The organism is Clostridium collagenovorans DSM 3089 (assembly GCF_900130005.1).
GTDB lineage: Bacteria > Bacillota > Clostridia > Clostridiales > Clostridiaceae > Clostridium_D > Clostridium_D collagenovorans.
In genome coordinates this window covers 62,557-70,954 of the sequence record NZ_FQXP01000014.1, presented here as the reverse complement: position 1 = coordinate 70,954, position 8,398 = coordinate 62,557, and the positions used below count along the sequence as shown (strand labels likewise).

Genomic DNA, 8,398 nt, shown 5'->3' with positions numbered 1-8,398 from the left:
GCTATCCCCCACTTACAGGCAGGTTGCCCACGTGTTACTCACCCGTCCGCCGCTAATCCGTTCCCGAAGGAACTTCATCGCTCGACTTGCATGTGTTAAGCACGCCGCCAGCGTTCGTCCTGAGCCAGGATCAAACTCTCAATTTAAAAGTTTGATTACTCAGTATTCACTGACTACTTATCTTTCGATAAGATTTTTTTTATTACTCAAAGCATTTTACGAGTTGTTTCTTTATTACTCTGTTTAATTTTCAAAGACCATGTCATTCGCCGTCATCACCTGACGACTCTTAATATTTTAACAAACATTTAATCGTTTGTCAATATATTTTTTAAAAGTTTTTTTCACAACTACTTATTAATTTCTTTCGTAGTTGTCATCGCCTCTCAGCGACAAGTAATATAATATCATAGTTTTAAGCTCATTCATTTCAATTAAACGTAATTAATTAAAATTATTCTTATATTACTCTATTTTTCTTTAATTTTCTCTATTTTTCTTTTATTGATACACTAGGTAAAGTTTTATTTTGTATACCTGCCTATAGCTCCAATTTTATAGCTTTAAGCCTAAAAATTTATTAATATCTACTGTAATTAAATAAATTTTTATATGTATTTTTACTTTATATTCTATGAATTTTAATTATGATATAAATATAATTAAGATTAAAAATATAACTTTTTACTTCAATTACTTCTCTTATTTATATAGAATCTATGAATTATATATAAAAAAACATCAGATGCACATTAAAGTGAACCTGATGTTTTAAAATTAAATACTTATTTTATTTTAAGTAGTCTTCTACTCTTCTGTATTATTTACTTCATCTTCTACTATAACTTCTTGATTTTCTTGCACAGAATTATCCTCTGCAACATTATCAGTTTCAGTTTCTTCTGATGAATTTTCTTGATCTTTATCATCTATGCAGTTAATTTTAGCTATTGCAACTACTTGATCTTCTTCGTCGCTTCTCATAAGTTTAACACCCATAGCATTTCTTCCAGTAGATGATATTCCAGATACATTAAGTCTAATAGCGATACCATTATTGTTAATTAACATCATTTCATCACTATCATCAACTATTCTTGCTCCAACTAGGTTACCTGTTTTTTCAGATACTTTGTAAGTTATAACACCTTTACCCCCTCTGTTTCTAACAGGGTATTCTGATACTGGTGTTTTCTTACCGAATCCATTTTCACTTACAACAAGTAACTCTTCATTTTCTTTAGCTACTTCCATACTTACAACTTCATCATTTTCTCTTAGAGTTATAGCCTTAACTCCTGTAGCTGTTCTTCCTACAGGTCTAACTCCTTCTTCACTAAATCTTATAGAGTAACCATTTCTAGTTATAAATAATATCTCACTTTCACCAGTTGTTGGTCTTACTCCAACAAGTTCATCATCTTCTCTAAGATTAATAGCATTTACACCATTTTTTCTTATAGATGAATAAGCTGATAATGAAGTTTTCTTAATTATACCCTTCTTAGTACCCATAACTAAGTAGTGATCATCCTTAAATTCTTTTAGTGCTAAAGCTGCTTGTATTTTTTCATCAGAATCAACAGCAACTAAGTTAACTATATTAACACCCTTAGCAGTTCTTCCTGCCTCTGGTATTTCATACGTTTTAAGTGTATACGCTCTTCCTTTATTACTAAATAGAAGTATTGTATTTAGTGTTGATGTTATAAATACATGCTCAACAAAGTCATCTTCTCTTGTTGTCATTGCTTGTATTCCCTTACCACCACGTTTTTGTGCACTATAAGTGTCAGCAGGTAATCTCTTTACATAACCATTGTGTGTTAATGTAATAACCACTTGCTCATCATCTATTAAATCTTCTATGTTTATAGTGCTATCTATATAAGTTGCATCAATAGCTGTTCTTCTTGGATCTGCATACTTATTTTTAATTTCTTGAAGTTCATTTTTTATTATATCTAAAACAAGTTTTTCATCATTAAGGATAGCTCTAAGTTCTGCTATTAATTCCATTAATTCATTATATTCTTGTTCTATTTTTTCTCTTTCTAAACCAGTAAGTCTTTGTAGTCTCATTTCTAATATAGCTTGAGTTTGTCTTTCAGAAAGATTGAACTTAGTCATTAATCCTTCTTTAGCCTCAGCTGTAGTCTTAGACGCTCTAATTAAAGCTATAACCTCATCTATATGGTCTAAAGCTATTCTTAGTCCCTCTAATATATGAGCTCTATCTAAAGCTTTATTTAAATCAAAAGTTGTTCTTCTAACTATGATTTCCTTTTGGAAATCTAAGTAATGTCTTAACATATCTTTTAAATTTAATACCTTTGGCTCACCATCTACAAGCGCTAACATTATAGCTCCAAAAGTTTCCTGCATTCTTGTATGTTTATATAGTCTATTTAAAACTACATTAGCATTTGCATCTCTTTTTAAGTCTATAACTATTCTCATACCTTCTCTATCTGATTCATCACGAAGGTCTGAGATACCATCTAATTTTTTATCTTTAACCAAGTTAGCTATAGCTTCTATAAGTCTAGCCTTATTTACTTGGTATGGTAATTCATTTACTATTATTCTTTGTCTATTATTATGTTCTTCTATTTCAGTCTTAGCTCTTACTAGTATTCTTCCTCTACCAGTTTCGTAAGTACTTCTTATACCTGCTTTACCTAGTATTATACCTGCTGTTGGGAAGTCTGGTCCCTTAATTTCTGTCATTAAATCAGCAATTGTACAATCTGGATTATCTATAAGTAAATCTATACCGTTTATAACCTCGGCCAAGTTATGTGGTGGTATATTAGTAGCCATACCAACAGCTATACCTGAAGATCCATTAACTAATAAGTTAGGGAATCTTGATGGAAGAACTGAAGGTTCCTCTTCTTCACCATCAAAGTTTGGTATAAAGTCTACTGTATTTTTATTAATATCTCTTAAAAGCTGAGGTGTGATTTTATCCATCTTAGCTTCTGTATATCTCATTGCAGCTGCTGAATCTCCATCAACAGATCCAAAGTTACCATGACCATCAACTAGAGTATGTCTGATTGAGAAGTCCTGAGCCATTCTAACTAATGCCTCATAAACAGCAGAATCTCCATGTGGGTGATATTTACCTAAAACATCTCCAACGATTCTCGCACATTTTCTATATCCCTTTTCAGGAGTTAAACCAAGTTCATGCATTGAGTAAAGTATTCTTCTGTGAACAGGTTTAAGTCCATCTCTAACATCTGGAAGAGCACGGCTTACGATTACACTCATTGCATAATCTATATAAGACTTCTTCATTTCATGTCTTATGTCAACTTGAGAAACTTTTCCCGTATTATTCATGCAATACACCTCTCTTATTTTTATATAAACTAAACTTATACATCTAAAACTATTTACACCATTAGTTAATCCAATAACTTAGATTACTCATAGCATAATACATCAAATTAGGATAATTTATAAATTATCCTAATCTTAAATACTAAACTTATTTTAATTATAAACCTAATAAGCAATTAATTCTTAAATATCCAAGTTAATTACCTTATTAGCATTTTCATTTATAAATTGTCTACGTGGTTCAACCTTATCTCCCATAAGGATTGTAAAAATCTCATCTGCAGCCATAGCATCTTCTACTGTTGCTTGAAGTAATATTCTATTTTCTGGGTTCATTGTTGTATCCCATAATTGTTCTGCATCCATCTCTCCAAGACCTTTGTATCTTTGGATTTGAGTATTTTTATCTTTTCCACCTATTTCAGCCATAACTCTATCTAATTCTTTATCATCATAGCAATAATATTCTTTTCTATTTTTGCTTACTTTGAAAAGAGGTGGTTGAGCTATATAAACGTGACCTTGTTCAACTAACTCTTTCATGTATCTGTAGAAAAACGTTAATAAAAGAGTTCTAATGTGAGCACCGTCAACGTCGGCGTCCGTCATTATAATTATTCTGTTGTATCTTATCTTAGATACATCAAAATCTTTTCCTATACCAGCACCTATTGCTGTTATTAATACTCTTATTTCTTCAGAGTTTAATATCTTATCTAGTCTTTGTTTCTCTACGTTCATTATCTTACCCTTTAAAGGTAGTATAGCTTGGAACTGTCTATTTCTTCCTTGCTTTGCTGATCCTCCCGCAGAGTCTCCCTCAACTATATACACTTCACATTCTTCTGAGTTTTTAGAAGCACAGTCAGCTAATTTACCTGGTAAAGAAGTACTTTCTAAAATAGATTTTCTTCTTGTAAGATCTCTAGCTTTTCTAGCTGCCTCTCTAGCTCTAGCTGCACTTAAAGACTTATCAACTATAAGTTTAGCTATTTGAGGATTTTCTTCTAAGTATGCTGAAAAACCATCTGTAAATATACTATCTACTATTCCTCTAGCTTCACTATTTCCTAGTTTAGTCTTAGTTTGACCTTCAAACTGAGGGTTTGAAAGTTTTATAGATACTACAGCTGTTAAACCTTCTCTTATATCATCACCTGATAAGTTCTTATCATTTTCTTTTAAGAATCCAAACTTTTTAGCATAGTCGTTTAAAACACGTGTTAATGCTGCTTTAAATCCAGCTAAGTGGGTTCCCCCTTCAATTGTGTCTATATTGTTTGCAAAGGCAAATATATTTTCAGTATAGCTATCATTGTATTGAAGAGCTAACTCGACTATATAATCATCTTTTTTACCTTCAATGTAGACAGGCTCTTTGTGAACTGATTCTTTATTTCTATTTAAATATTCAACAAAAGACTTAATACCGCCCTCATAATAGAAATTTTGCTCTTTTTCAGATGCTTTATGAGTTAAAGTTATGCTAATCCCCTTATTTAAGAATGCTAACTCTCTAAGTCTTTGTGCTAATATGTCATATTCAAAATCTAACTCTTCAAAGATTGTTGCGTCTGGTTTGAAATAAGTTGTAGTACCATGATCATCAGTAGTTCCTATAATTTCTAATTCACTTACAACAATACCTCTTTCATAAGATTGCTTGTAAAGTTTTCCGTCCCTAGCTACAGTAACTTCACATCTTTCAGATAAAGCATTAACTACAGATGCACCAACCCCGTGCAATCCTCCTGCAACTTTATATCCTCCACCGCCGAATTTACCTCCAGCATGAAGTACAGTCATGATTACCTCTAATGTTGGTTTATGCATTTTAGGGTGCATACCTACTGGTATACCTCTACCATCATCAGTTACAAGTACAGAGTTATCCTCATTTACAGTTACAGTTATGTTCTGACAGAAACCTGCTAGAGCCTCATCTATACTGTTATCAACTATTTCGTACACTAAATGATGTAATCCTCTTGAGCTTGTGCTCCCTATATACATACCAGGTCTTTTTCTTACAGCCTCTAGCCCTTCAAGAACCTGGATTTGATTTTCATCATAAACTTGTTTATTTTCCATGGATATCCTCCTACCTACAATTAAAGATCACTATATAAAGTTCCAGTCCTTTTGCATAAAGTAGTTGATGAAATAGGTGATAAGAAAATTTTACTTTTTTTATCAACTTCAGCTAACACAAAAGACTTTGGTTTATCTTTAGTAATTCTCTCTACAAAACCATCTTCTTCAGCCATTCTTAAAAATTGACTTGTATCGTAGCTATACATAGATGACTCAATATCAAATATTCCAATAACATCTTTTATTGGAACTGCAACATTCTCTCCTAGGTGTAAAAACATAATTTCCTCCTTTTCACTCTATTTACTCATCTCTTCAACTTTTCCTTCTGAAACCTTAAAAATCCTAGAGTTTGTTCCTATCTGTTTGTTTATATCCATTATTCCCGTGCAAGTTATTAAGGTTTGAACCTTATTAATTGATCCTAATATATATCTTTGCCTATTTAAATCTAATTCAGACAGAACATCGTCTAATAAAAGAATTGGATATTCATTAGTTACCTTCTTTATAATTTCAAGAGAAGCAAATTTTATTGTTAATACTGATGTACGTTGTTGGCCTTGAGAGCCATAAGACCTCGTATCAACACCATTGATCTCTATAGAAAATTCATCCCTATGGGGTCCTACAGATGTAACCTTACTATCAATATCCTTTTTTCTATTTTTTCTCAATAAATTCAAAAATTCATTTTCTATTACATTCAAATCCTCTAATTTTTTCAAGGAACTAATATAATCAAAATGAATAACCTCTTTATCTCTACTTATGTCCTTATGTATTTTTTTTCCGTATTCATTAAGCATCTCTATATAATTAAGTCTAGCTTTAATTATTTCACTACCTAGATTACTAAGTTGTTCATCATATATATCTAAGATACTAGATTCACCCTTTAATTTTTTTAAAGCAGCATTTCTTTCTTCTAGGACCTTTTTATACTGACTTAAGTTATAAAAATATTTTTTGCTTAATTTGCATAATTCCATATCTATAAATTTTCTTCTATGGGATGGAGAATCCTTAACTATTTTTAAGTCCTCAGGAGAAAACATGACAACATTAAGCACTCCTATTAAATCAGACAACTTTTTGATATTAATAGAATTAATGCTTACTCCTTTTTTACACTGTTTAAAAATTTTAACTTCTATCTTTTTATCTAGAGGTTTTCTTTCAACATTCAACTTAACATAAGCATTGTCCTTGCCCCATTGAATCAGTTCCTTATCCTTTGTGGTTCTATGTGATTTACCTAAACTGCAAAAATATAATGCTTCTAGAATATTCGTCTTACCTTGAGCATTATCTCCGCAGAATACATTTACGCCCTTACTCAAAGTAATATATAGATTTTCATAATTTCTAAAGTTAACTAATTGTAATTCTTTTATAAACATAAAAACCTCTATTCTAATTATACCATAATATGAGTATTTATAATAAGGTTTATTATTATAAATCAAAGTATTTATTTAAACATAATTTATGCACCGTTAATTAGCTTATTTTAAGCAAATAACGGTGCTACTATACATTTTACACTATTTTATATTCTAAGTCATCAAACTCTATTATATCACCTTTAATTAGTTTTCTTCCTCTTCTAGTTTCAACTTCCCCATTAACTAAAACTAATTCATCTTGAATAAGCATTTTAGCTTCTGCACCAGATCCAACTATAGAAGACCATTTCATAAAGGCATCTAGTTTTATAAATTCTGTTTCAATTTTTATTTCTTGCATAATAGTACCTCCTTAATTTTGAACTAATCTTACTGGAAGTAATAAGTATGTGCATTCATTTTCATCTTCTTTGTTTTTAACAACACATGGACTTATGCTACTGTTAAATTCCATAACTACTTCTTCAGCTTCAATTATTTTAAATATGTCAATTAAGTATTTAGCATTAAATGCAATTTTCAATGACTCACCTTGCAGAATTATTGAAACTTCCTCTCTTGCTTTTCCCAATTGAGAATTGGAGCTTATAATTAGATTGTCATCAGCAATGTCTAATTTTATAAGATTTGTGTTACCTTCTTTTCCCATAAGAGAAGCTCTTTCAACTGCATTAAGAACGTCACTTCTATTAGCAATAACCTTTAAGTTATATTCAGATGGTATTATTGAGCTATATTTCATAAACTCACCTTCTAATAATCTAGAAATAACTTTAGTATTTCCAAGATTAAATAAAATGTGATTATCGGTAAATGTTATATTTACTGCTTTATCGCTGTCTTCAAGTATTTTTGAAACCTCGCTTAAGGTTTTACTTGGTATAACAGCACTTATGTTGTGATTGCAATCTATAAGTTGTCTTCTTATTGCAACTCTATATCCATCTAAAGCAACTAAATTTAATTTTCCCTCTTCAACCTCGAATAAAATACCAGTAAGTATTGGCCTAGTCTCATCTTGAGCTGCTGCAAATATTGTTCCTCTTATCATGTGTTTTATAATATCTTGCTGAACCGTTAAAACAACATCTTCATTAATGTGAGGAATGCTTGGATAATTCTCAGGGTCCATGTAAACTAAGGTAGCCGTTGATTTTAAACACTTTATGTATATTGATTTATCATCAATTGTTTCTATTTCTATAGATGCATTTGGCATCTTCTTTATTATTTCACCAAATAACCTAGCATCAATAACGATTCTTCCCTCTTCAAAAATATCTGCAGAAATTCTAGCTTCAATAGTTAAATCTAAATCTGATCCAACTAAAGTAATTTCTGATTTTGTAGCAGTTATACAAATACCTTGTAATACTGGCATAGCTGATTTTCCTGTAATAGCCTTTTGAGTATTTGATATAGCTTCTTGTAGTTTTATCTTATCTACTATAAATTTCATTTATTTTGTTCCTCCTTATTCACAATGATTTCAGGTGTGAATTGTGTATTAATAAGATAATATATAATGATAAATTATTAGTAAT

At 30.7% G+C, this 8,398-nt stretch carries 6 protein-coding genes and 1 rRNA gene; all 7 read right to left on the bottom strand.

What is annotated here, in order from left to right; all coding sequences use genetic code 11:
* A 16S ribosomal RNA gene (locus tag BUA48_RS14335) occupies window positions 1-146 on the bottom strand; the annotation flags it as partial.
* Window positions 147-807: 661 nt separating this feature from the next.
* Entirely contained in the window at window positions 808-3,351 is a 2,544-nt protein-coding gene (gene gyrA, locus BUA48_RS14330; RefSeq protein WP_072832748.1) for a DNA gyrase subunit A, read from the bottom strand.
* A 183-nt stretch (window positions 3,352-3,534) separates the two neighbouring features.
* Window positions 3,535-5,442: a DNA topoisomerase (ATP-hydrolyzing) subunit B gene (gyrB, locus tag BUA48_RS14325; RefSeq protein WP_072832747.1), complete on the bottom strand. Its 1,908-nt coding sequence runs from the start codon at window positions 5,440-5,442 to the stop codon at window positions 3,535-3,537.
* A gap of 20 nt (window positions 5,443-5,462) precedes the next feature.
* Window positions 5,463-5,726 (bottom strand): extracellular matrix regulator RemB, encoded by a 264-nt coding sequence (gene remB, locus BUA48_RS14320; RefSeq protein ID WP_072832746.1) that lies wholly within the window; start codon window positions 5,724-5,726, stop codon window positions 5,463-5,465.
* A gap of 18 nt (window positions 5,727-5,744) precedes the next feature.
* Entirely contained in the window at window positions 5,745-6,848 is a 1,104-nt protein-coding gene (gene recF / locus BUA48_RS14315; protein WP_072832745.1) for a DNA replication/repair protein RecF, read from the bottom strand.
* Between the two features lie 139 nt (window positions 6,849-6,987).
* Window positions 6,988-7,194: a S4 domain-containing protein YaaA gene (gene yaaA / locus BUA48_RS14310; RefSeq protein ID WP_072832744.1), complete on the bottom strand. Its 207-nt coding sequence runs from the start codon at window positions 7,192-7,194 to the stop codon at window positions 6,988-6,990.
* Window positions 7,195-7,206: 12 nt separating this feature from the next.
* Window positions 7,207-8,313, bottom strand: coding sequence for a DNA polymerase III subunit beta (dnaN, locus tag BUA48_RS14305; RefSeq protein WP_072832743.1), 1,107 nt, complete (start codon window positions 8,311-8,313; stop codon window positions 7,207-7,209).
* Window positions 8,314-8,398 lie beyond the last annotated feature (85 nt).